Genomic DNA, 784 nt, shown 5'->3' with positions numbered 1-784 from the left:
ATCGCCACCAATGCGGGCGGAACGGCGGTGCTGCGCTATGGCAACATGCGCGACCAAGTGCTCGGACTGGAAGTCGTGCTCCCCGACGGGCGGGTGTGGAATGGCCTGCGCGCGCTGCGCAAGGACAACACCGGCTACGACCTGAAGCATCTCTTTATCGGCTCGGAAGGAACTCTCGGCATCGTCACCGCCGCCGTGCTGAAACTACACGCGGCACCGCAGGCGCGCGCGACTGCGCTGGCCAGCGTCCGGGATTTCGCAGCGGCCTTGCGCCTGTTCCAGCTTGCCCGTTCGCGCGCCGCCGATGTGCTGTCCGGCTGCGAGTGCTTTACCGAAGATTGCCGCGCCCTCGTCGAAACCCATGCTCCGCATGTCGCCCAACCGGCGCTGCGCGGCGGCGTCTATGTGCTGCTCCAGCTCGACGCGGCGACGCCAGAGATTCCGCTCGAAGCGATCCTGGAGAGTATTCTCTCCGAAGGCTTCGAGCAGGAGATCGTCGAAGACGCCGTCATCGCCCGCTCCCTGGCACAGGCCGAGCAGCTCTGGGCACTCCGCGAGAACATCACGGAAGCACAGAAGCGCGCAGGCCCCAGCTTCAGCCACGATGTGTCCACCCCGATCAGCGCCATCCCGGCCTTCGTCGATCGGTGCCTGACGGCACTGGATGCGATCGACGCACGCCTGCGTCCGATCGTTTTCGGCCATATCGGCGACGGCAACCTGAATTTCAATCTATTGGCGCCCCCCGGCGCCGACGCCGCCGAGCGCCAAAGCCTGCATAAGC

General features: G+C 65.9%; 1 protein-coding gene. It reads left to right on the top strand.

Going from position 1 to position 784, the window contains the following annotated elements; all coding sequences use genetic code 11:
• Window positions 1-784: FAD-binding oxidoreductase (locus tag AB4Y92_RS25115; protein WP_441822089.1), on the top strand; the 784-nt coding region annotated here is incomplete at both ends.

This window comes from Lysobacter sp. TAB13 (genome assembly GCF_052113885.1).
GTDB lineage: Bacteria > Pseudomonadota > Gammaproteobacteria > Xanthomonadales > Xanthomonadaceae > Lysobacter > Lysobacter gummosus.
The sequence above is the reverse complement of the archived record's forward strand: the minus strand, read 5'-3'. Positions and strand labels throughout refer to the sequence as shown.